At 71.2% G+C, this 21,439-nt stretch carries 18 protein-coding genes and 4 pseudogenes; 10 read left to right on the top strand and 12 right to left on the bottom strand.

Annotated elements, in window-relative coordinates:
* Window positions 1-337: 337 nt before the first annotated feature.
* The 7 genes and pseudogenes from ACIGZJ_RS22035 (at window position 338) to ACIGZJ_RS22005 (ending at window position 5,025) form a co-directional block, all read left to right on the top strand.
* Window positions 338-469 (top strand): hypothetical protein, encoded by a 132-nt coding sequence (locus ACIGZJ_RS22035; RefSeq protein ID WP_396458795.1) that lies wholly within the window; start codon window positions 338-340, stop codon window positions 467-469.
* A gap of 97 nt (window positions 470-566) precedes the next feature.
* Window positions 567-1,835 (top strand): YcaO-like family protein, encoded by a 1,269-nt coding sequence (locus ACIGZJ_RS22030; protein WP_396458794.1) that lies wholly within the window; start codon window positions 567-569, stop codon window positions 1,833-1,835.
* Window positions 1,828-2,865, top strand: coding sequence for a GNAT family N-acetyltransferase (locus ACIGZJ_RS22025; RefSeq protein ID WP_396458793.1), 1,038 nt, complete (start codon window positions 1,828-1,830; stop codon window positions 2,863-2,865). The genes ACIGZJ_RS22030 and ACIGZJ_RS22025 overlap by 8 nt, the downstream gene beginning before the upstream one ends.
* Window positions 2,841-2,951 (top strand): annotated as a pseudogene (locus ACIGZJ_RS22020) (3-oxoacyl-ACP reductase); the annotation flags it as partial. The gene ACIGZJ_RS22025 and the pseudogene ACIGZJ_RS22020, both read left to right, overlap by 25 nt.
* An 88-nt stretch (window positions 2,952-3,039) precedes the next feature.
* Window positions 3,040-3,498, top strand: a complete 459-nt coding sequence (locus ACIGZJ_RS22015; RefSeq protein WP_396458792.1) for an SDR family NAD(P)-dependent oxidoreductase — start codon at window positions 3,040-3,042, stop codon at window positions 3,496-3,498.
* Between the two features lie 20 nt (window positions 3,499-3,518).
* Window positions 3,519-4,205 (top strand): alpha/beta fold hydrolase, encoded by a 687-nt coding sequence (locus tag ACIGZJ_RS22010; RefSeq protein ID WP_396458791.1) that lies wholly within the window; start codon window positions 3,519-3,521, stop codon window positions 4,203-4,205.
* 460 nt (window positions 4,206-4,665) lie between these two features.
* On the top strand, window positions 4,666-5,025 hold the full coding sequence (locus tag ACIGZJ_RS22005; RefSeq protein ID WP_396458790.1) for a UBP-type zinc finger domain-containing protein: 360 nt from the start codon (window positions 4,666-4,668) through the stop codon (window positions 5,023-5,025).
* A gap of 5 nt (window positions 5,026-5,030) precedes the next feature.
* Here the strand turns inward: ACIGZJ_RS22005 and ACIGZJ_RS22000 are convergent, their stop codons facing one another.
* From ACIGZJ_RS22000 to ACIGZJ_RS21990, 3 genes and pseudogenes are all read right to left on the bottom strand, one after another.
* Window positions 5,031-5,975, bottom strand: a complete 945-nt coding sequence (locus tag ACIGZJ_RS22000) for a DUF5996 family protein (protein WP_396458789.1) — start codon at window positions 5,973-5,975, stop codon at window positions 5,031-5,033.
* 105 nt (window positions 5,976-6,080) lie between these two features.
* A pseudogene (locus ACIGZJ_RS21995) lies at window positions 6,081-6,275 on the bottom strand (oxidoreductase); the annotation flags it as partial.
* 5 nt (window positions 6,276-6,280) lie between these two features.
* The gene (locus ACIGZJ_RS21990; RefSeq protein ID WP_396458788.1) at window positions 6,281-6,841 is read right to left on the bottom strand and encodes a MarR family winged helix-turn-helix transcriptional regulator; all 561 of its coding nucleotides are present in this window, start codon (window positions 6,839-6,841) and stop codon (window positions 6,281-6,283) included.
* A gap of 119 nt (window positions 6,842-6,960) precedes the next feature.
* Here ACIGZJ_RS21990 and ACIGZJ_RS21985 point away from each other — a divergent pair, with 119 nt between their 5' ends.
* Window positions 6,961-7,536 (top strand): NADPH-dependent FMN reductase, encoded by a 576-nt coding sequence (locus ACIGZJ_RS21985; protein ID WP_396458787.1) that lies wholly within the window; start codon window positions 6,961-6,963, stop codon window positions 7,534-7,536.
* Between the two features lie 599 nt (window positions 7,537-8,135).
* Here ACIGZJ_RS21985 and ACIGZJ_RS21980 read toward each other — a convergent pair.
* The 5 genes and pseudogenes from ACIGZJ_RS21980 to ACIGZJ_RS21960 all read right to left on the bottom strand — a co-directional run.
* On the bottom strand, window positions 8,136-8,735 hold the full coding sequence (locus tag ACIGZJ_RS21980) for a TetR/AcrR family transcriptional regulator (RefSeq protein ID WP_396458786.1): 600 nt from the start codon (window positions 8,733-8,735) through the stop codon (window positions 8,136-8,138).
* A gap of 296 nt (window positions 8,736-9,031) precedes the next feature.
* Window positions 9,032-9,871 carry an NmrA family NAD(P)-binding protein gene (locus tag ACIGZJ_RS21975; RefSeq protein WP_396458785.1) on the bottom strand — a complete coding sequence of 280 codons (840 nt, stop codon included), beginning with the start codon at window positions 9,869-9,871 and terminating at the stop codon, window positions 9,032-9,034.
* Window positions 9,868-10,293, bottom strand: coding sequence for a nuclear transport factor 2 family protein (locus ACIGZJ_RS21970; protein ID WP_396458784.1), 426 nt, complete (start codon window positions 10,291-10,293; stop codon window positions 9,868-9,870). The genes ACIGZJ_RS21975 and ACIGZJ_RS21970 overlap by 4 nt, the downstream gene beginning before the upstream one ends.
* A gap of 330 nt (window positions 10,294-10,623) precedes the next feature.
* Window positions 10,624-13,431 (bottom strand): ricin-type beta-trefoil lectin domain protein, encoded by a 2,808-nt coding sequence (locus tag ACIGZJ_RS21965; RefSeq protein ID WP_396458783.1) that lies wholly within the window; start codon window positions 13,429-13,431, stop codon window positions 10,624-10,626.
* Between the two features lie 111 nt (window positions 13,432-13,542).
* Window positions 13,543-13,764, bottom strand: a pseudogene (locus tag ACIGZJ_RS21960) (sugar ABC transporter substrate-binding protein); the annotation flags it as partial.
* Window positions 13,765-14,148: 384 nt separating this feature from the next.
* Between ACIGZJ_RS21960 and ACIGZJ_RS21955 the strand changes: the two are divergent.
* Window positions 14,149-14,391 (top strand): annotated as a pseudogene (locus ACIGZJ_RS21955) (hypothetical protein); the annotation flags it as partial.
* A 151-nt stretch (window positions 14,392-14,542) separates the two neighbouring features.
* Here ACIGZJ_RS21955 and ACIGZJ_RS21950 read toward each other — a convergent pair.
* From ACIGZJ_RS21950 to ACIGZJ_RS21935, 4 genes are all read right to left on the bottom strand, one after another.
* Window positions 14,543-16,294, bottom strand: a complete 1,752-nt coding sequence (locus tag ACIGZJ_RS21950) for a beta-galactosidase (RefSeq protein ID WP_396458782.1) — start codon at window positions 16,292-16,294, stop codon at window positions 14,543-14,545.
* Between the two features lie 85 nt (window positions 16,295-16,379).
* The gene (locus ACIGZJ_RS21945; protein ID WP_396458781.1) at window positions 16,380-17,726 is read right to left on the bottom strand and encodes an ABC transporter substrate-binding protein; all 1,347 of its coding nucleotides are present in this window, start codon (window positions 17,724-17,726) and stop codon (window positions 16,380-16,382) included.
* Window positions 17,727-17,784: 58 nt separating this feature from the next.
* Window positions 17,785-18,672, bottom strand: coding sequence for a carbohydrate ABC transporter permease (locus ACIGZJ_RS21940; protein WP_396458780.1), 888 nt, complete (start codon window positions 18,670-18,672; stop codon window positions 17,785-17,787).
* The gene (locus tag ACIGZJ_RS21935) at window positions 18,669-19,490 is read right to left on the bottom strand and encodes a carbohydrate ABC transporter permease (RefSeq protein WP_396458779.1); all 822 of its coding nucleotides are present in this window, start codon (window positions 19,488-19,490) and stop codon (window positions 18,669-18,671) included. The genes ACIGZJ_RS21940 and ACIGZJ_RS21935 overlap by 4 nt, the downstream gene beginning before the upstream one ends.
* Before the next feature lie 867 nt (window positions 19,491-20,357).
* On the opposite strand from ACIGZJ_RS21935, the gene ACIGZJ_RS21930 reads away from it, so the two are divergent.
* Window positions 20,358-21,419, top strand: coding sequence for a LacI family DNA-binding transcriptional regulator (locus ACIGZJ_RS21930; protein ID WP_396458778.1), 1,062 nt, complete (start codon window positions 20,358-20,360; stop codon window positions 21,417-21,419).
* Window positions 21,420-21,439: the final 20 nt, after the last annotated feature.

The following is a 21,439-nucleotide window of genomic DNA, read 5'->3' as shown; positions in this document are numbered from 1 at the left end:
GGCCGCGCCTGAGGGCCCCCGGGGATGCCGCTCCGGTCGGCGTCCGAAGGACGGCGGGGGCCTCCGGCGGTCGGACGCTGGGAGAGCGACTCCTTTCACCCGAACGCGGTATCCCGCACCGGCGGTCCTGGACAGGGATGCCCGGCTCCCGGGGAAATGGCGTGGACGGCGGCGCGCCCGAGTGCGGACTCTCGCGCAAGTTACCCGTACGGGCAAGCATTCACATGCCGCGACCAGTCGGTCACGATCGGTTGCGGCGCATACGCACGCTGTGCCGTGCGACCGGAGTCGGGCCGCCGACCGGTGGCCGGCTCCCCAGTTTCAGGAGGTAGTTCCCATGGGCGGATTCCAGGACCGCGACAAGTTCCACCCGGACGAGGTCGTGCTGTCGGTCGCCGAGCAGCGCATCATCGCCGAGTTCGCGACGGACGGCCAGGCCGACTCGGGCGAGTCCACCGACGAGGGCTGACACCAACCCGCGGGCATGAGCAGCCAGGGGCGCCGGGCCGCGGCGGTCGCACACCGTCCACCGCGGGCCGACGCCCCACCAAGCAGACGGGACGGCCGTGACCACCACCCCCACGCACACCGCACCTCCCCAGTCCGGGGAACGCAGCCTCCTCCCTGACGCGGCGTCCGGAAGGGCTGCGGCCGCGATCGCGGCCCTGGGACTGGAGGCCGATCTCGCCCCGATCCTCGACGGCAGCCCCGGGACCTGGCGGTGCGTCCTGCGCCGAGCCGGAGTACCGCTGCGCACCGGGCTCGGGCTGGGCAAGGGCGGCCGGGCGGAGGCCCGGGCGGGTGCGCTGTTCGAGGCCCTGGAACACTTCCTCAGCGGGGTCGACGGACTGGTCGGCGCACGGATCCGGTTGGCCGCCGCCCACGGCGTCGCCCGTGGTCCGCTCCGCCGCGACGTCGCCGCCGCGCTGCTGGCCCAGGCGCCCGACCGCCCGCTGGGGTGTCTGCCGTACCGGTCACTGGACGGCGGCCCGGACACCGACGTCCCGCTCTTCCTGTCCATGCCCGAATACCTGCGCCCGGCCGGCGAGGGCCTGCGCCGGGAGGTCGGCGACTCCTACGAATACCGGTCGGTGGGCCGCTACTCGGTCAACAACGGCTGGGCCGCCGGGGCCGATCCGGTCGAAGCCGCCGTGCACGCGATCAACGAGCTGATCGAGCGCGACGCACTGTCCCTGCTGCTGGTCGGCCAGTTCCTACGGGAGCGGCCGCGGCCGCTGGTCGTGGTCGACCCGGCGACGCTGCCCGCCGACCTCACCGCCCTCCTCGGCTTCACCACCGCCCGCACCGGCCGGCCGGTGCACCTGATCGACATGACCACCGACCTGGGCGTGCCGGCGTACACGGCCTACCAGGCACCGCCCCCGGGGCGGCCCGCACGGATCTGCGGGTGGGGTGCATCGCTCTCCCGCCGGTACGCGATCTCCCGGGCACTGAGCGAACTCGTCCAGCTGCACAGCACCATCGGCCTGCGCGAGCAGTACGCGGACCTGTTGCCCGCGCAGCGCGACGACACCGGCCCCTACCCCGGGCTGCACGCCTGCTACCTGTCCGACTTCGGCACCGCGCTGAAGGCCGCCGAGGCGCGCCCGTTCGAGCCGACCGCGGTGCCGGACACCCCGCACGGCCACCTCGACCGACTCCTGGGGCTGCTGCGGGAGCACGGCTTCGCGGCGTACCAGCGCGACCACCACGTCACGCCGGACATCGCCGTGGTCAATGTGCTGGTGCCCGGGCTGGAGCGGTTCATGCTGGTCACCGACGGCCAGGTCGTGGTGCCCGGTGGGCGCGGACTCGCCGTGGCGCGCGGTGAATGAGCCGGTGTGGCGCCCGCTCGCCGGCTCCGACGCGCGCCGCACCGCGGAGCTGCTGGCCGCCTGCGAGCGCGCCGACGGGACGGGTGACCGGCGGGGCGAGCAGGACGTCCTCGACGGCTGGGCCGCTTCGGGCATCGACCTGGCCGCCGGTACGATCTCCGCCTGGGCCGGACCGGAGCAGGTGGCACACGCGGTCACGCGGACGCGTGAACAGGCGGACCCCGTCCACGAGATGACCGTGGAGATGGCGGTGCACCCGGCCCACCGGACCTCGGAGACGGCCGAGTACCTCCTCGCCTGGTGCCGTCGCGCGGCCACCCGAAGGCACCGGGAGCGGTTCACCGGCACCCCGCTGGAGCTCCACGCCCGGACGCACGGCCGTCAGCGGTGGCTCGCGGGGGAGTTGGACGCCGCAGGGTACCGAAGGGCACGCAGCTACCAGGGCATGCGGATCGACCTGGCGCGGCACGCGTCGGCCGCCGCACCGCCGCCACTGCGCGGCACCGCGATCGTGCCGTTCGAGGACCGGTACGACGCGCAGCTGTTGGCGGCCCGGAACGAGATCTTCGCCGGCACCTGGGGCAGCGTGCGGATGACGGCGGCGACCTGGCGTCATTCCGTGACCGGCAGCCCGTACTTCCGCCCCGCGTCGTCCTTCCTGCTGCTGTCCGCCGAGCGCCGGGAGATCCTCTGCTACCTGCTCTGCACCGAACTCGCCGACGCGGGAGCCGAACGCGAGCTCTACCTCGCCAACGCGGGCACCCGCCCCGACCTGCACGGCCGAGGCCTGTACCGCACCGTGTTCACCCACACGCTCGCCCAGGCGAAGGCCCAGGGCTACCGGTGGGCCGTCGCGGATGTCGACTCCACCAACGCCATGGCGGCCGGAGGCTTCTACGACCGCGTGGGCCTGCGCACCTTCCGTACCTGGACCGGGCACGTGCTGGACCTCGCGGGTACGGCGGAGGGCAGCCCCGCCCGCGCCTCGCCGCCGAGGGTGCCGGTGTGCTGGCCGCCTCGCGAACCGTGACCGAGGAACTCGCCCGCCTCACCCGCGGTGCCGACGTCGTCCCGCTGCAAGTGGACCTCACCGCCCCGGACGCCCCCGCTCGCGCTGTCGGCCAGGCTGTTTCGCTCTTCGGCGGGCTCGACGTCCTGGTCAACAACGTCGGCGCCGTCCTGCCGCCTCGACGGCTTCCTCTCCGTGACCGACGACGACTGGACGCGGACGCTGACGGTCGACTTCCTGGCCGCCGTCCGGACCACCCGAGCGGCACTGCCCCACCTCCTGGAGCGCGGCAGCGCCTCGATCGTGACCGTCAGCCCGGTCAACGCCCACCTTCCGGATCCGCTGGTCATCGACTACAGCGCGGCGAAGGTGGCGCTGGCGAACTTCTGCAAGTCCCTCTCCAAGGAGGCCGGCCCCCGAGGCGTGCGGGTCACACGATCAGCCCGGGGCCGGTCTCGACGGCACTGTGGCTCGGCGAGGACGGCGTCCGCTCCCACAGGCCGTGGGGGCGTCCGCTCGCCTCGGCTCGGCCCGCCGACCGTGAAGCCCACCTTCAGGGCGGACCGCCGAACGGTCCGGAATCGGGGGCGGTCGCGGCCCGTAGCCAGGAGTAATAGCGTGGATACCCGCGGTGGTTTTTCTGTCATGGCTTGATGTCTGCGAATGAGGAAATCATGACCAACAAGGCCAGCATCGTCTTCGCCCACGGACTCTGGGCCGACGGCTCGTGCTTCAACAAGCTCATCCCCGCCCTCCAGGCCGAAGGGCACGAGGTGTCCGCCTCGCAGCACGGCCTCGACTCGCTCGCGGGCGACGTCGCCTGCGTCACCCGCTCCATCGACCACGTGCCGGGGCCGGTCGTGCTCGTCGGTCATTCCTACGGCGGCACGCTGATCACCAAGGCCGGTACCCACGACCGCGTGGGCGCCCTGGTCTACATCGCCGCCCTCGCACCTGACGATGACGAGACCTCGCAGGACCAGCAGGACAAGTTCCCGCGCACGCCCGTCTTCGACCACATCGACATCGCCGACGGCCGGATCTGGCTCCTCGAGTCCGGCGTCGGCGACTTCTGCGGCGACCTTCCGGCAGCCGAGCAGAAGCTCGTCCTCGCGACGGGCGCCGTGCCGGTCCCCGACCTGTTCACCCAGCAGGTTCCCGGCACCGCCTGGCGCACGAAGCCGAGTTGGTACATCGTCGCGAACAACGACCGCACCGTGCACCCGGACCTGGAGCGGGCGGCCGCCGAACGCATCGGCGCCAGGACCTACGCCGTCGACAGCAGCCACGTGCCCATGCTCTCGCACCCCGACCTCGTCCTCGACGTCATCCGCGACGCCGCGAAGACCCTCGAGGCGTAGAACCGGCACCGAGGAAGCGTGACGTTCCTCATGCGGTCTGCCGCCCTTCGGCGTGGTCCCGTGCGCTGGGCTGCCCTGCCGTCACGCTGTGCGCATCGACCATGCCGGGTCTGGCTGCGCCTGCTTCACGGGTCGCGTGAAGCAGGCGGCCTGGGCCGCAACTCCCCCTGTGAGTCCAGTTTTCCGTTGCTCAGCTGTCGGTGTGGGCGTTGACCTGGGTGAATGCGTCGGGTGGGTGTCCGGGGCGGGGTGAGACCAGCCGGAAATGACGACGGCCGCCCGTCAAGCGCATCGCCTCCCGTGGCACGGACCGGCTCTGTACGGCTGGACCGCCCGCTGCTGCTCGTCACGGAATCTTCGTGCGAGCCGGTTGGTTGGGATTCGGATAGACGGTCCGATGGCTTGGGCGTCGATGTGCCGAACCGGCGCCGGGCCGAGCCTTCATCGGGAGGTGTGTCCCATGGCTGACAGCCCGATCCGGGGGATAGATCCATCCGCGCAGCCGAGTGGAGACGGGTGTGTGGAGTGTCTGGCAGGGGACGGGCCGGGGTGGTGGTTCCACCTACGGCGCTGCGCGGAGTGCGGGCACGTCGGATGCTGCGACTCATCACCCTCGCAACACGGCACGAGGCATGCCCGAGAGGCGGGGCACCCGTTTCTGGCCAGCTTCGAGCCCGGTGAGGCGTGGTTGTGGAACATCGAGACCGAGCAGTACTACGAGGGGCCGGAACTGGCACCGCCCGCCGCCCACCCCACCGCGCAGCCGACTCCCGGCCCGCGCGGCAAGGTCCCGGCTGACTGGCAGCTGCACCTGCACTGACGTGCTCAGAACGGCAGGGTCGGCAGTCGGGGGTCCGTGATTCCACCCGGGCAGGCGAGGCGGCCGACGTCCCAGCCGGCACGGGCGGCTCCGGCCTGGTAGGCGCTCTCGTAGAAGGCGAGTACGGTCGCTCTCGGATCGGCCTCGGTCCGGGCCGCGTCGTAGCGCAGTACCGCCAGGTGGCTGTCGGCGAGCGCGATCCACTGAGCAGATGCGGGTGTGAGTGGGTCCTCGGCCAGGTGTGCGGGCTCGGGGGCCGTGTAGGAGTAGAAGGCCGGTTCGCCCAGGTCGGCATCGCCGAACCAGAACCCGAAGCTGATCAGCTCCCGGGAGTACGCCTCACGGGTCACCGGGTCCACCCGCGGTGGAGGGTCGACGACGCGTCCGGAGAATCGGGTGTGGGCGATGTCCAGCGAGTGCCAGAAGAGGTGGACGGGGCTGACCTTGCCCGAGAAGCGCGCCGCGAACTCCTCCAGCACCAGGCCGACCTGGCCGAGTACCTGCCAGTAGCGATTCACCCAGGCGGGATCGTAGGTCGTGTGCTCGAAGTCCTCGGCGAACGGCCGGGCGGAGTCGGCGAGCCGGTAGGGCCGGGGGACCTGGATCTCCATCTGGACACCCAACGCTGACAGGGCCGCCAGGGTCTGCCGGTAGAACGAGGCCACGGACTGGCCGGGGAGCGGGAAGGACTCCGTCCTGCCGTCCGCCGTCGCGACGACCAGCCGGTGGTCGACGAGGTCGAAGTCGATGGTGAAGATCGGGTTGCCGTCGACCTGTCCCATGGGCCGTGTGGTGATCCCGCGCCCGGTGAGGTGGAACGGGACGTTCCACCAGTGGTTGCGCCGTACGCTCGCCGCCAGCCGGATCTTGCCGACCACCTGTGTGAAGCGGTGCAGCGTCTCCTTTGTGTCCCGCCACTCGGCGAGCGGCATCGGTGGGAACAGCTCCATCGAGTCCCTCCTGACCGTCGGCCCCGGTTCCATGATGACCACGGTGGTCCGGACGCGCAGCGGTGGGCGGAGCCGGCGACCGTCCGGGTGAGCTGGTCGGGGCGGGGCCGCGTGGAGGCCGGTGGACAGTGCGAAGTGCCCGAGGTGGTTGGTGGCGAACTGGAGCTCCCAGCCTTCCGGCGTACGGAGCTCGGGCGAGGCCGTCACGCCGGCGTTGTTGACCAGGATGTGCAGCGGCCCGTCCCAGGCGGCGGTGAACGCGGCGACGGACGCCTGGTCGGCCAGGTCCAGTGGCCGGACAGGGCCTAGGACGCCGGGCGACCGGGCTCCGCGCCGTCGGCCGTGGCGGCGGAATCGCAGATGTCGGCGTCGGCGCCGGCGTCGCAGGACTGGGCCCCCGGTCCGATGTCCAGCGCACTGCGCGCGACCCGCCCGAGCAGGGCCCGGAACGCCTCGCGCTCGGTCTCGTCGACGGCGGAGAGAAGGGCGTCCTCAGCCTCGTGGACCTGGCGCCGGAGGTGTCGCAATGTGTCGATACCGTGGCCGGTTGCGACGATCCTGCGCCGTCGCCGGTCGGAGGGATCGAGTCTGCGCTCGACCAGGCCGACTGCGACCAGATCGTCGAGCAGGTAGGTCATCACCGTGCGGTCGATCCGCAGATAGCCGGCCAGGGCGAGCTGGTTCGGCCCGTCGCCGTCCACCACGGCGGCAAGCGTCTGGAAGCCGCGCGCACCTTGCGGCACGGCCTCCAGGACCGAGGAGACGGCGGTCCGGTAGGCATGCGCCACCACCATCAGCGAGAACCCGAAGTCCTCGGTGAGATCGGCGCACCCGGCCGCCGGCGCGGTGGACGTCTCGCTGCCCATGACAGGAATGATACCCAGCGACTCTTTGTTGACCAGATCGTCTGCTCGGCAGACGATCTGCCGGGCCGCGTACTGTGCAGGCGCCGTGCGCCCGCGCACGAGGAAAGGCAGGGCCCGTCATGCCCAAGATCGGCATCATCCTCGGCAGTACCCGCCCCAACCGCAACGGCGAACAGGTCGCCCGCTGGGTGCTGGACATCGCCGCACGCCGCACAGACGCCCGGTTCGAGCTCCTGGACCTGCGCGACCACCCGCTGCCGCACCTCGACGAGCCCATGCCGCCCTCGCTCGGCCGGTACCAGAACGAGCACACCCGGCAGTGGGCCGAGACGATCGCGTCGTTCGACGGGTTCGTCATCGTGACGCCGGAGTACAACCACGGCATCCCCGGCGTGCTGAAGAACGCCCTGGACTTCCTCTACGCCGAGTGGAACAACAAGGCGGTCGGCTTCGTGTCCTACGGCGGAGTCGGCGGCGTCCGGGCCGTGGAGCAGTTGCGCCTGGTGGCCGGCGAGCTCCAGCTGGCCGACGTGCGCCAGCAGGTCGCGCTCTCGCTGATCACCGAGTTCGAGAACTACCAGGTCTTCAAGCCCGGCGACTACAACGTGCCTGCCCTGAACACGATGATCGACCAGGTCATCGCCTGGAGCGCCGCGCTCGCCCCGCTTCGGGAGACCCGGGCCCTCGTTGCCTGAGCCGGGTTCGCGACCTGCGGTGGCCTGCCAGGATCAAGGAGTCAACGGCTGTTCACTGGTACGGAGTTGAATGTCTCGCGGTAGGTGCTCGGCGGCACCCCGACGTGTGCTTTGAAGAGGGTCCGGAAGTTGGCCGGCGTACCGAGGCCGCAGCGCCGTGCGACGGCCTCGACCGTCAGGCCGCTGGACTCCAGTCGCCACCCTGACGGGTGTCGGCCCCGAACCGGTGGTCTCCACGACCACGGAGATCCTCCGACGCCGGCCGGACGGCGGCTGGGCCCGCGTCGTGGACGACCCGTTTTTCGGCTGACCGCCTCGGGCGCCTCGACGGCCGCCAGCGTCCCGTCCCGGCCGAGCAGCCCTGCCCGATTCGCTGACAACGCGCCCCCTGTTCCTTTCCTGCCTACGACAACGCGCTCGCTCGTTGCAGCCCGGGCCGGATCGGGCACGGACCCGCACGACGGCGACTCGGTGACCAGTGTCGCCCGGCGCCCGGTCGCGGGAGCGGTGGTTGACGGAACCGCCGCGCCCGACACCCGGCGGACGAATCGCCGGGGAGCCTGGCCGCCGGCGCCCTGTCCGCGGTCTTCGGACTGTGGTCAGACCGTGCGCGCGGGGGGTTCGGGGCCGTCGCCGAGTACGGCGCCGACGTGGGCCGCGAGCGAGGACCGAAGGCCTTCGGCTGTCATCCTCCCCTCCTCCATCAGGTGGGCGACGAGGTCGGCGCGGATGGCGGCCAGCAGGGCGTGGGCGGTGAAGTCGGGGTCGTGGACGCCGGGCACCTGAACCAGCTCGGCGCGCAGGATGTCGTGCCACCACCCGTAGTGCTGGGCCTGGTAGGGACTGTTGAGGCCGGCGTCCTCCGCGGCCGACATCAGGTTCCAGTTGTCGATCTTGAAGCGGAGCGAGGCGTCGAGGAGGTCCAGCACCCGCTGCCGCGGTGAGGTCCCGGCGGTGTCCCGCGCTTCTCGCACCGCCTGCTGGAGGGGGGCCATCCGGGAGGCGATCACGGCGCCGATCAACCCGGCGCGGTCGCCGAAGCGGCGAAAGAGCGTGCCCTTGCCCACGCCGGCGGCCGCGGCGATGTCGTCCATCGACACGCTCCGGGGGCTGCCGCTGGCGGCGAACAGGGCGTCGGCGGCAGCCAGGACGGCCTCCCGGTTGCGCAGGGCGTCGGCGCGTTCCGGGCGCTGGGTCACTGGTCCTCCTCCTGGTCGTCGGCAGGCATGCACCATGACCGTTTCATGATGTCCGGCGGTGTGCGTGGCGTGCCGCGCGAACCCGAGCGCACCGTCGCCTTCGCCGCTCCCGGCCGGATCGTGTCGTCAGGCCAGTGGTCGCCAGGCCCAGTAGTCGTCAGGCCCAGTAGAAGATATACGCGCTGCCGCCGGGTGGATGGCGCCGGGGCCCGGGCGAGGCGGTCGGGGACGGGGCCGATCGCCTTCGCCCGGATCCCGAACCAGAACGACGGATCAGCGCGGAACAGCGGGCCGCATCATCGGATCTCCCGTTCGACGAAGGAGCGCAGCGTGCCCGGGGGGCGGCCGGTGAGCCGCTCGACCGTGTCCGTGGTGCGGTCCTCGGTGCCGTCGGCGATGGCACGGTCCAGGTCCGCCAGCATGGTGGCGAACTCCACCGGGATCTCGGCCGCCCAGCGGTCGCGCAGTTGATCGAAGGTCAGTTGCCGGTGCACCACTGTCCGGCCGGTGACCTCGGTGATGATCGTGGCGACGTCGTCGTAGCTGAGCGCCTGCGGCCCGGTCAGGATCAGGTCGGTGTTGAGGGCCTGTTCGTCGCCCAGGGCGCGGACGGCGACGGCGGCGATGTCCTGCGCGTCGATGAACCCGACCCGGCCCTCCCCGGTGGCCGTCCGGATGGTGCCGTCCGCACGGATGCTGCGCGCGTGGGGGGTCGAGCCGGTGAAGTTCTGCATGAACCAGGAGGGCCGAAGGACGGCCCACTGATCGAACAGGTCGGGCAGGGCCTCGTGGACCCGCCCCACCGCGGGGCCGCCCGCGGGGATCGCGGAGGAGCTGAGCAGCACCGCGCGGCGCGTGCCCGCCGCGCGGGCCCTGTGCAGGAAGGGCAGCATGACCGCGGCCGGGTCGGAGGAGCCGATGGGCGGGACGAGGTAGGCGCGGTCGACGCCGGCCAGGGCGCCGTCCCAGGTCGAAGGGTCGTTCCAGTCGAACCGGACGGCCTGCGCACCCTCCACCGGGGTGGCGCTGCGGCCGGCGGCCTTCACGCGGTGGCCTTCGGCGACGAGCCCCGCGCTGACGCGGCGGCCGGTGGTCCCGGTGGCCCCGATGACCAGGGTGGCGTCGAGGTCGTTCATCGGTTGGTTCCCGCGAAGTCGGCGCCGGGCTGCGACACGGCGAGGGGGTTCCAGTAGTCGCGGTAGGAGGTGAAGCGCCCGTCCCTGGCCGTGACCACGGCGATGTAGGTCATGTCGAAGGGCGTGTCGGTCTTCACCAGGCGGCCGACGCCGCGCATCTCCACCACGACCGTCTCCGGGTCGGTCGTCCGGTGGATCTTCACGTCGGGGAAGTCGTGGATGTCGACGTGGTCGGGGTAGTGACGCATGTAGTCCGCGATGGCCGACCGGCCCTCCAGGCGCGCGGGCCAGCCTGACGGTGCGAACGGGAACTCCAGGAGCCCGCCCTCGTCCCACAGCTCCACCCAGCCGGGGATGTCCTTCTGCAGCAGCAGGTCCAGACCGTGGCGGTACAGCTCCGCGGGTTCCATGGGATTGGTCATGGTCAGGGCTTCCGTTCTGCGGGCCCTCGTGACGGGGGCGCTCGAGGTTAAACGGACTAGCGGTCCGTATGGAGGAGAATACGGACCGCTAGTCCGTTTAACAAGCCTGATCCGCCGACAGCCCGGCGCGGCTGTGAGGTCGCCGAGTCCGGCGTCCTCGGCGGCGGCCGGTTCGGTGGCGGCCGGTTCGGTGGCGGCCGTGGCGAGGACGGCCCGGGTTGGTTCCGGATCGTCGAGGTCGGATGAGCGCGGCATCGACGACCACGCGTGCCCGGGGTGCCGACCACCACCATTGGTCGGCACCCCGGGCGTCGTTGCGTCAGGTCGGGATCAGGGCAGGCGCCAGATCTGGTTGGCGGCCGCGGAGCAGTCCCACAGGACCAGCCCGGTGCCGGCGGGCCCGGCGCCCGAGTCGTCCAGGCACTTGTTGCTCTGCGGGTTCTTGAGGGTGCCGTCGGCCTGAGGCTGCCAGACCTGGCTTCCGGCGCCGCTCACGCAGCCGTACAGCTGGATGGGGGTGTCGTTGCCGGGGTCGGTGCCGGGGGCGGTCATGCATTTGCCGAGGGTGCGCAGGGTGCCGTCGGTGCCGACGGTCCACTGCTGGTTGGCGGCGGTGCCGCTGCAGGTCCAGACGACGATCGGGTTGCCGTCGGCGGTGCCGGCTCCGGAGTCGTCGACGCACAGGCCGTTGATGCCGGTGATGTGGCCGGTGCCGGTGGTCTTGTCCAGGCCGATCCGGACGGTGCCGAGGTGGCTGGCCGCTGTCGCCGGTGTGCCGGAGAGCCGGCTGAACGTCATGCCGGAGACCGGGGCCGACACCTGCTGGACCAGGTAGGACTTGCCGGCCGTGGTCGGGATGGTGAACTGCCCGGCCCTGGTGGGGCGGACGACGACGGTCGACTGGTCGGTGCCGTCGACGACCGACACGCTCCGGCCGGGCCAGGGGTTGCGGATCTTGATGGTGCCGGTGGAGCCGGCGTGGATGCCGACGGTGCCGATGACGCCGCCGTGGACCTGGACGGAGACGGTGCTGCCGCCGTGGATGTACTGGGTGCCGTCGGCGTCCCAGCCCTGTGGCAGAGCCGGGGCGATCCGCAGCAGGCCGTCGTAGTCCTGGACCAGCGTCTCGTTGATCGCGAGTGCGACGTTGGCGGCCTGCTCGATGTAGGGCTCGGTGCCGCCGGATCGGCCCCACAGGTCGGCCAGGCCGGTGGGATAGGTCTGGTACTTCTGGGTGAGCGCGGTCAGGTCGGCGGCGACCCGGGCGGGAAGGCCGAGGCGGGCGGCGTGGACGGCGTCGAAGCTCCAGTCGTTCTGCTGGACGTTGACCCGGCTGTTGTAGGTGCGCTGGGCCACGGGCAGCAGCGGTGAGTTGTCGCCGACCAGGCCGTAGGGCCAGACGGCTTCGAGGTCGTCGTTCTCGGTGTTGTAGACCGTCGCGGTGGGCTGCGAGGACTGACCGAGGACGTCAGTGCCGGAGGCGTCGGCGGAGGCGGAGAGGTTCTGCCGGTGGGTCGCGGCGTCGGTGCGCGGGAAGTCGGGGATCTGCGGGATCGCGGCGTGCAGTTGGGAGACCAGTGAGGCGTCGGTGTCCAGGGCTTGGGCGGCGGAGATCGTGGCGGGGAAGAGGGCCTTCATCGCGTCGATCATGTTGACCGGGTCCTGCACGTTCCACTGGTTCTCGTGGACGTTGGCCACCGCGTGCCGCCTGCCGTCGGCGCCGACCGTGGTGAAGGCGAGCAGGAACTGGGCGGACTGCTGCATGAGCGGGTAGTTCGCCGCCAGGAAGGCCTTGTCACCGGTGGTCAGGTACTGCTGCCAGACCCAGAGTCCGATTTCGGCGCCGGTGGAGACCGTGGCACCGTTCCAGGTGGTCAGCGCCTGGTTGCAGGAGGCGTCGCCGAACGGGTCGCCGTCGTTCTGGAAGCCGTTGCCGTTGAAGCGCATGGTCTCCGGCACGCAGATCCCGGGCCGGTTGCCCATGTAGGCCCTGGTCCAGGCCTGGATGTTGGCCAGGTTGGAGGTGTAGAGGTTGTAGAGGCCGGTGTTGAGCTCGAAGGCGCCGGCGCCGATGTTGGCGGCCACCTGTCCGCGGATGTTCCAGAACCAGTAGCCGGCCGGGTACCAGTTCTGGGTGTCCTGGGAGAAGTTGAAGAGGTCGGCGACTCCGGCCTGGGAGCCGGGCAGCGGCCCGCGGGACTCCTCGGCAGCGTAGAAGTAGTACAGGGTGCGCAGCTTCTCCAGGTAGTCGGCGGTGCCGTCCGCCGAGGAGAGCTTCACCAAGCCGAGCTTGCCCCAGTAGTCGTGCCACCAGCTGAGGTGCGGGGCCTGCAGGGTGCCGGTGCTCGCGGTGGCATCCGAACCCAGCAGTGACGCGGCGGTGGTGGCGGCGTCGCCGCCGGTCCAGCTCGGGCTGCCGACCAGGATGCGGAAGCTTCCGTCGGCGTTGGGGGTGAGGTTCACCTTCACGGTCTGTGCGTCGGCGACCGTGGCGGTGACGTTGCGCCCATCGGCGGTGAGTGCGGCCAGCGAGCCGAAGGTCCGGCCGGATCCGGTGGTGGCGTTGTTGTCGACCCAGGTCTCGGTGAGTGTCGCGATGCTGCCGGAGGCCGCTGCGGCCGGGGTGCGCCCCGCCCACAGGTTGACCGTGGCGGACTGGGCGGTGTTCGGGTCGGCGCCGGTCACGTCGACGACCAGCTCGTCCTTGTCGGCGCGGACGTAGATCGCCGCGCTCATCCCGCCGCCGGACTCGCGCAGCACGCCGTCGTACGGGTCGACGGTGGCGGTGAAGTCGGCGGCGTTCGTGATCCGCGACAGGCCGGGGATCCGCAGCCAGCCGGGGGACTTGCGGCCGGGCAGGGTGTCGGCGCGGTTGAGCTGGGCGGTGAAGCCGTTGGCGGCCCAGACCGCGGCGCCGAGGGTGCCGTTGCCCAGCGGCATCGACTGGGTCGCCGCGGTGTTCGGGCTGCCCAGGACGATGTTCGCCTCGCGGACGAGGCCCGCGGTGTCGACGGAGAACGCGCCGTTGGACCAGGCGGTGGTCGTGGTGGCGGCGGTCGCCGCGGCGGGGGACCAGACGGCGACGGCGGTACCAAGGGCCAGGGCGACTATCGCTCTGGCCGCCGGTGCACTTCGCATGGTTCGGCCTTTCGGTGGGGTGGGGGAGTAGTCCAGTGGAGGTGCACAGGCCGGAGCCCCGTCGTCGCGTTGTCGCGGTGGCTGCCGGTCTGGTTCCGGGGCCCATCTCGGTCAGCCCGTGGTGTGGTCGGCCCAGAGCGGCGGGTCGTCGACGTTCTCCTTGGTGACCAGCGGAGCGGGCAGCTGGTCCTCCAGACCGTTGGGCAGCTGGATGACGGTGGACTGGTGGTCGGTGGGGCCGGACTGGAAGGTCCTCCCCTCGGCGCCGGCCTGCGCGTAGAACAGGGCGTACTCGGCGTAGAGGTCGGCGGGCTGGGAGACGGTCGCGTCGATGTCGTCCGTGGCAGACAGCGCCGGACCACGCTTCCCACAGTCATCGGATGGCTTGTAGGTCACGAGGACCATACGAGCATGACATCCGACTGACAAGAGGGAGCCTCGGATGATGCCCAACCGTGACGTCCAGGTTTTCGTTCCGCATCACGAGTGGCGATTGATGCCTTTCCTGAGCTGCACATTTGAAGACTCGTCAGAGGGTGCGCGATCCGATGTGGCCGACAGGGGTCGGAGGACTTCTTCCGGCGGTGCGACTGACGCTCGTATGGTCAGGGCTTCACAAATTCATCCGATGTATTGGCCCGATGAAGAGCCCCGGCCGCAGACCTCTGACGGGAGTCAAGCCATGAAGCCACTGTGGATCGGACCGGCGGGTGGACGGGGCCCGACGCCATGAACCCCGACCCGGACTACTCCGCCGCCTACGTCGTCCTGCGCACCTCCGACGGCGAGCCCGAGGGCCACGGCTTCGCCTTCACCATCGGCCGCGGTAACGACGTCCAGGTCGCCGCCATCGCCTACCTCGCCCCCGCCGCCGGCGTCACCGGCACCGGGACCGTCGTCCTCGACACCGGCCCGGGCCAGGGCCGACGCGCCCTCACTCCCGTCCCCGACTACCATCTGTGCATCGTCCGCGCCGGGCGCGACCTCTGCTTGGGCGGGGGCCGTGGACGAAGCCGCGCGGCAGGACCAGCCGGGCGCAGGCCGGATGCCGACGGGCCGGGTGGCCCGTGGAGCGTTCCACGGGCCACCCGGCGCATCATCGACGTTCCGGCTACTCCTCGGTCGGGCCGAGGTCCGGCTGCTCGCGGAGCTCCACCGTGCGGGCGAAGTGGCCGGCGTGCAGTTCCAGCACGACGATCTCGTTCGGCCCGGGGCGCAGGACCGGGCCGGGAACGTACAGCGACCGCTGGGGCCCGCGGGACCAGTGGCGGCCGAGGTGGAAGCCGTTGATCCAGACGTTGCCCTTGGTCCAGCCGGGCAGGTGGACGAAGGTGTCGGCCGGCTCCTCGACCTCGAAGGCGCCCCGGTGGAAGACCGGCCCGGTGGCGGAGCCCGCGGTCGGGGCGAAGGCGAGCCCGCCGAGGTCGTCCAGGGGCAGTGACAGGCTGCTCCACCCGGTCAGCTCGACGCCGTCGAGCAGGACACGGCCGGGCAGGCCCTTGTGGTCGTACATCCCAGGCCCGTAGTTGACCCGGCCCTGGTTCTCCACCAGCAGCCGCAGCATGCTGCCGTCGCGGGGCACCGTGAAGGCGATCGCCCGCTCGTGGTTCTCGCGCTCCAGCACGCCCACCGGCTGCCCGTCGACGAACACCTGGGCGCGGTCGCGGACGCCGTCCAGCTCCAGCAGGACGGGGCCGGCGGCCGGCAGCGCCGCCTCGTACTGGATGTAGCCGAAGTCCTGACCCAACTGCTCCATGGTGAGCGGACGCTCGTAGGTCACCGGGGAGCCCAGCGCCGCCAGGTTCGCGAACAGAGGGGCGCTCCCGGTGAGTGCCACCGTGGTCGCGGGGAGCTTCGGGGCGGGGCCCGGCACCGGCTCGGTCGGCACTGGGGCGTACTTGGCGATGACCTCGCGGAAGGCGTGGTACTTCGCGGTGGGCTCGCCGGCCTCGTCGAGCGGGGCGTCGTAGTCGTACGAGCCGACGGTGGGGCGGTAGGTGTGCTTGTCGTTGGCGCCGTTGGTGAAGCCGAAGCTGGTGCCGCCGTGGAACATGTAGAGGTTGACCGAGGCGCCGGTGGACAGCAGGTCGTCCAGCTCCCGTGCGGCCTGGGCCGGGTCGCGCACGACGTGGTGGCCGCCCCAGCGGTCGAACCAGCCGATCCAGAACTCGGTGCACATCAGCGGCCCGGTCGGCTGGTGCGCGCGCAGGGCGGTGAGCCCCTCCCGGGAGCGGCTGCCGAAGTTGGCGGTGGCGAGCACGCCGGGCAGCGAGCCGCGGGCCAGGTCGGCGGGCTGGTCGCAGGTGAACAGCGGGACGTCCACGCCCAGGCGGCGCAGCAGGTCGGCGAGGTGGACGAGGTGGGCGGTCTCGTCGCTGTAGGCGCCGAACTCGTTCTCCACCTGCACGGCCAGGACCGGGCCGCCCCGGGTGGCCAGCCGGTCGAGCAGTGGCGGGAGGAGCTGCTCGAAGTACGCCTCGACGGCGCGCAGGTACGCCGGGTCCTGGCTGCGCAGCCGGATGCCGGGTTCGGCGAGGAGCCAGGACGGCAGGCCGCCGCCCTCCCACTCGGCGCAGATGTACGGGCCGGGCCGCAGCAGGACGTGGAGCCCCTCGGCGGCCGCCAGGTCGATGAAGGCCGGGAGGTCCAGCTCCGCGTCCATCCGGAAGACGTCCGGCCGGGGCTGGTGGAGGTTCCAGGGGACGTACGTCTCGACGGTGTTCAGGCCCATCAGCCTGGCCTTGCGCAGGCGGTCGGCCCACTGGTCCGGGTGGACGCGGAAGTAGTGCAGACCGCCGGAGATGATGCGGAACGGCTTGCCGTCGAGGGTGAAGTCGTCGCCGTCGATGCGGAGGACGGACATGGTGGTGCTCCTGGGGGGATGGTGGCTGCGGTGCGATGCGGGCCGGTGCCCGTCCGGAGGAGTCCGGACGGGCACCGGCCGGCGCTCACGGTGCGGTGACCTTGAAGCCCTGCTGGTTGCCGTAGTCGGTGATGCGCTTCTGCCAGGCGGTCAGACCGGCTCCGAGGTCGCCGGTCAGGCCCTGGCCGACGGTGTCCTTGAAGACCGAGTTGGCGTAGACCTGGTAGGGCAGGTACTGCCAGCCCTGGCCAACGGCGGTGGAGGAGGCGGCGAAGACCTGGTTGGCCTGCTGGCCGCCGAGGGAGGCGAGCGGCTTGTCGAGGAAGGCCTGGTCCTTGAGCAGCTCGCTGCTCGCGGGGAAGAGGCCGTTCTCGGCGAGCGACCGGACCGCCTGCGGGTCGGAGTCGAGCCAGATCGCGAAGGCGGCCGCGGCGGCCTTGTTCTTGCTGGTGGACGGCACGGCGACGGCGGAACCGCCCTGTTCGGCCGAGACGTTCTCGCCGGCGCTCCACTGCGGCATCGGGGCGGCCCGCCAGTCCTTGGCGCTGTCGGGGAGGGTGGAGGCGATGTTGCCCGGGGCCCAGGCGCCGGTCAGCCACATCGCGTACTGCCCGCTGCCCATGGCCTGCCACCACTCGTTGGTCCAGCCGGGGGCGGGGTCGACGAGCTTGCGGGAGAGCAGCGAGGACCAGAGGTCGGAGACCTTCCTGGCGCCCGGGTCCTGGAGGTTGACCGCGACCGCGGAGGCGTCCTTCTGCTGGAAGGGGCGGCTGCCGGCCTGCCACATCAGGCTGTCCATGCCGCCGGCGTCGCCCGGGTCGATCGAGGTGATGAACCGCTTCGGGTCCGACGCCTTGATCTTGACAGCGGCCGCCTCGAACTCGGCCCAGGTCTTCGGCGGTTCGAGGCTGAGCTCGTCGAAGATCTTCCTGTTGTAGAACATCGCCATCGGGCCGGTGTCCTGGGGGATGGCGTAGACGCCGCCGCCGACGTTCACCTGCGACCAGGCGGACGGCGTGAACTTGGAATCCAGGCCCGCCGCGCCGAAGTCCTTGAGGTTCACCAGCCGCTTGGAGAGGGCGAGTTCGGGCAGCGCGAAGTACTCGACCTGGACCACGTCCGGGCCGCCGCTGCCGGCCTTGATCGCGGTCTGCAGCTTGGTGTACTCGGTGGCCGACTGGCCGGCGTTGACGATGTTGACCTTGATCTTGGGGTACTTCTGCTCGAACAGCGCGACGGTCCTGTCGAGGTTCGGCGCCCAGGTCCAGAAGGTCAGCGTGGCCGGGGTGTCCAGGGCGGCGGCCGCGTCGGCGGAGCCGGAGCCGGAACCGGATCCACCGCCGGAGCCGCAGGCGGTGAGGCCGAGGGCGAGGGCTGCGGCCGGGACGAGGGCGAGCAGTCTGCGGCGCGAACGGGTGCGCACGGGGGGCATGGATGGCTCCTTGCTGTGAGGGTGGGTTGAGCCGGGGTGGGGAACGGTCAGGGGGCGGTCATTCCTTGACGCTGCCCGCGGCCAGGCCGGACTGCCAGAACCTCTGGAGGAAGAGGAAGGCGACGACGAGCGGGACGATCGCGAGCAGGCTCCCGGTGATGACCAGCGGGTAGAAGTTGGTGGTGGTGGCGCCGCTGCCCGCGGCGCCGGTGGCCAGGGAGTTCCACTGGTTGAGGCCGACGGTGAGCGGGAACCACTTCGGGTTGCTGAGCACGATCAGCGGCAGGAAGTAGTTGTTCCAGGTCGCGACCAGCGCGAACAGCAGCACGGTGACGAAGCCGGGTGCGAGCATTCGCAGCGAGATCGTGAAGAAGGTGCGCACCTCGCCCGAGCCGTCGATTCGGGCGGCCTCCAGCATCGAGTCCGGCACGGCCTCGGCGGCGTAGACCCGCATCAGGTAGACGCCGAACGGGCTGACCAGCGAGGGCAGCAGGACGGCCCACGGGGTGTCCACGATGCCGACCCTGCTGAACAGCAGGTACGTCGGGACGGCCAGTGCGGTGCCGGGGATGGCGATGGCGCCGAGCACCACCGCGGAGAGCGCGGTGCGGCCGCGGAAGCGGTACTTGGCGAGCCCGTAGCCGGCGGCGGTGGAGAGGAACGCGGCTCCACCGGCACCCACGACCGCGTAGAGCAGGGTGTTGCCGAACCAGCGCAGGTAGATCCCGCCGTCGTAGGACAGGACGTCCCCGATGTTGTCGAAGAGGTGGAAGCCGTGGCCGAACCAGAGGCCGAAACCACTGGTCAGCGAGGCGCTGTCCTTGGTGCTGGACATGAACAGCCAGGCCAGCGGGAGCAGCGCGTACAGGAGCATCAGCCCCATGGCGATGGTGAGCGCGTTGCTGGCGCGCCGCGGGCGTCGGCGGGCGGGGGTGTTGGCGCTCACTTGCCGTGCTCCTTCCGCGTCGACCGGATCTGGACGGCGTACGCGACGATGGCGGTCACGCCCCCGAGGACCACGGCGACGGCTGCCGAGTAGTTGAACTGCTGGCCGTTGAAGGCCAGGTTGTAGGCGTACATGTTGGGGGTGTAACTGGTGGAGATCACGCCCGGTGCGAGCGACTGCATCACGTTGGGCTCGTTGAAGAGCTGGAACGTGCCGATGATCGAGAACACCGTCGCCAGCACCAGCGCGGAGCGCACCGCCGGGAGCTTGATGCTCCAGGCCTTGCGGAACTCGCCGGCACCGTCCATCTCGGCCGCCTCGTAGAGCTCGTGCGGCACGGTTCGCAGGGCGGCGTAGAGGATCAGCATGTTGTAGCCGACGTACTCCCAGGTCACCACGTTGCCGATGGAGGCGAGCATCCAGGAGGAGCCGAGGAAGTCGGGCATGTCGACGTGCAGCAGGTCGCCGATCTGTCCGGCCAGCCCGAAGCGGTCGCCGTACAGGTAGCCCCACATCAGTGAGGCCACCACGGCGGGGACGGCGTACGGGACGAAGATGCCGATCCGGAACAGGCCGGGCGTGCGCAGGCGTCCGCTGTCGATGGCCAGGGCGGCGACGAGGGCGAGGCCGAGCATCACCGGCACCTGGACCAGCAGGAAGAGCAGCACCCGCCACAGGCCGGCGCGGAAGAGTTCGTCACCCAGCGCACGCCGGTAGTTGTCGAACCCCACGAAGACGTTTCCGCCGATCATCCGGTCCTGGAAGAAGCTCAGGTACACGGCGTAGCCGAGCGGTGCGGCGATGCCGATCACGAACACCACCAGGAACGGTGCGAAGAAGGCGAAGCCGACTGCCCCGTGGCGGGACCGGTTGGCCCGTGCTGCCGGACGTGGCCGGGGTCGTGACCGGCTCTGACTGGGTGGGGTGGAGGTGTGCGACGTGCTCACGCGTTCGTGCCCTTCGGCGGATGTTTACGCCAACATGGCGTCGGCGTTGAGTGTTGCCGCGCGCACTGAACGCGTCAAGCCGTTGTGCTGTTGTGATGCGCCTTCGTAACCGGACATCCGGGTGCAACGGCGCGTTGTCCGGGTTCGGTCCGGAGGGAAAATGCCTGGCCAGATGGGGTGGGGCAGGGGGTGTCGACTGAAGGTGCCCGGGGTTGCGCCGGCTCGGCGGGGGAGGTTGCTTTCCGGTATCGGTCCGCTGGCAGGGCGGTTCGGGGGTGCGTCCGGAGCATCTTCTTGTTGCATTGCGTTCAAATATGTTTATTCTTGTGTCATCCGGAGGTTGTCGGGGTCGGTTCCCGGCCCGGCCGCCTCTCGGCCCACCGGTCCCGAATCCCTGTGCCGGAACCGGATTTCGGCCGCCCGCACCGGACGCCCCCTGCGCGTCCGGTGCGGGCGCCACCCTGTCCCAGCTCGCCGCCGGCTCGTCCGGCCGGTGATCAGCACGTCCGATCACCCGATCGATCCGCTCAACGGGCCACTCCGCAGGAGTGGTGGCCCGGGATCGACCGGGGGACGGGCGGGCGCCGGACTGTCGAGGGTCGGTCCGCTCGCCCAGCCGCCGCCCCCCTGCTCGCACGCAGGCGGGGCGGCGGCCCTTTCGCATGTCCGAAGCTGCGGACTCCCGCCGATCATGGTCCGGCGCTACGATGTTCACGCTGACATTGCGAAAGGACCGGTATGGACCAGAGTGAGACGCCGGGCGCCGCCCGGGGCAGGTCGCGGCCGCCCTCGCAGGCGGACGTCGCGGCCCTCGCCGGGGTGTCCTCGCAGACCGTGTCCCGGGTCGCCAACAACCGCAGCAACGTGGAGCCGGAAACCCGGGAGCGGGTGCTGTCGGCGATGCGGGTCCTCGGCTACCAGCGCAACAGCGCGGCCCGCGCGCTCACCCTCGGGCGGTTCCACGTCCTGGGGGTGATCACCTTCGATGTGGCCGCGCACGGCAACGCCCGTACCCTCGCCGCGATCTCCCGCGCCGCCCAGCGCGCCGGCTACTCGCTGAACGTGGTCTGCGTCGAGGACCGGACCGAGGAAGCCGTGCAGCAGGCCGTCCGTCAGCTCACCGAGCAGGCCGTGGACGGTCTGATCGTGATCGAGGCCCAGATCCTCGACCGCCCGGGCCTCGACCTCCACTCCGGCGTACCGGTCGTCGTCGCCGACGGCGACCCCGAACGCCGGTTCCCGTCGGTGGACACCGACCAGGCGGCCGGGGCGACCGCGGCAACCCGCCACCTGCTCGACCTCGGCCACCGCACCGTCTGGCACGTCGGCGGACCGCAGGACTCCTACGCCGCACGCCGCCGTGCCGCCGCCTGGCACGCCACGCTGAAGGCGGCCGGAGCGCCCGTCCCGCCGCTGCGCTACGGCGACTGGACAGCCGCCTCCGGGTACGGGATCGGCCGGGAGCTGGCCGTCCGCCCGGACGTCACGGCCGTCTTCGCCGCCAACGACCAGCTGGCCCTGGGGCTCGTCCGGGCCCTCCACGAGGCGGGCCGCCGGGTGCCGCAGGACGTCAGCGTCGTCGGCTTCGACGACCTGCCCGAAGCGGCCTACTACCTCCCGCCGCTCACCACGATCCGCCAGGACTTCGAGGAGGTCGGACGGCAGTGCGTCGCCCAGCTCCTCGCCCAGATCGATCGGACGTCCGACGCGCCGACCGTCGAACGGACCGTCACGGTCACCCCGGACCTGGTCGTCCGCGCCAGCACGGCACGGGCAACCGAAGGATCCACCGGACGATGAAGCGGGTGCCGCCCGAACCG

This window comes from Kitasatospora sp. NPDC052868 (assembly GCF_044547105.1).
Classification (GTDB): domain Bacteria; phylum Actinomycetota; class Actinomycetes; order Streptomycetales; family Streptomycetaceae; genus Kitasatospora.
Note: the sequence above shows the minus strand (reverse complement) of the source record. Positions and strands in the feature narration are given on the sequence as shown.